General features: G+C 80.5%; 1 protein-coding gene. It reads right to left on the reverse strand.

Translation table 11 applies throughout. The annotated features are described in order from the left end of the window. On the reverse strand, nucleotides 1-1,082 hold a 1,082-nt coding region (locus HLB09_RS17440), incomplete at both ends, for a DNA polymerase (protein WP_246235768.1).

A 1,082-nucleotide genomic window follows, 5' to 3' on the forward strand; every position in this document is an offset into this window, starting at 1 on the left:
AGCCCTTGGCCTGCGACCACCGCTCCACGACGGCGACGTCCGCCGTGAAGCGCACGGGCGGCCTCGCCACCGCACGGCACCAGCGCGCGGAGGCCGCCTCGAGGTCCCGGGCGAGGCCGGCGGCGACGTCGTGGGCCGCGTCCTCGCGCACGTGCAGCAGCAGCTCGTCGTGCAGGCAGAGCACGACCTCGCCGTCGCCGGAGGCGAGCAGCCGGGCCCGTACCGTGGCGGCCCACGCCTTGAAGAGCTCGGCCGCCGAGCCCTGGACGACGGCGTTGCGGGCGTAGCGGCCGCGCGCCGCCCGCGCGGCGCGCTCGCGGTCCACGGCCGCGGCCCCCGCCTCGACGGGCACCTCCTCGACGGCGGGCACGCGGACCCGGCGCCCCCCGGCCGTCCGCACGTCCTCGCCGGCGGCGCCGCGGCGCGCGGCGTCGACGAGGAAGGTCGTCGCCACGGGGTAGGCCCGCTCCATGGCGGCGAGCGTGGCCCCGGCGGCCCCGCTCGTCTGCCCGTACATGGCTGCGAGCACCGCGACCTTGGCGACGTCACGCGCCACGCCGAGGCGCGCGGCGACCGGGGAGTAGAGGTCGTCGGCGTCGGCCGCCCGGGCGAGGGCCCGGTCGCCCGAGACGACGGCGAGGACGCGGGGCTCCACCTGGCCGAGGTCGGCGCGCACGAGGAGCCGCCCCGGCTCGGCGCGTACCGCGACGCGCAGCTCTCGCGGGAGGTTGTGCAGCCCCGCCGACGCCGTCATGCGCCCGGCGCCGCCGTCGCTGGCCGACCAGGCCGCGCGCAGGCGCCCGTCCCTCACCGCCTCGTCGAGCCAGCGGTACCCGTGGGCGACGGCGAAGCGCTCGGCCCGCCGCCAGGCCACGAGCGCGCCGAGGGCGGGGTGGGCGCCGTCCTCGGCGGCCAGCCCCTCCAGGCGCCAGGAGCGCGTGTCCGGCAGGTCGAGACCGACGTCGTGCAGGGCCCGGCGCACCTGGGCGGGGCTGCGCAGGTCGACGGGAGACCCCGGTGCGCCGGCGCCCCCGTCGTGGCGGCCCGACGCGCCGTCGGGGACGCCGAGGGCCGCCAGCACG

Origin of the sequence: Pseudokineococcus marinus (assembly GCF_013004605.1) — a bacterium.
GTDB lineage: Bacteria > Actinomycetota > Actinomycetes > Actinomycetales > Quadrisphaeraceae > Pseudokineococcus > Pseudokineococcus marinus.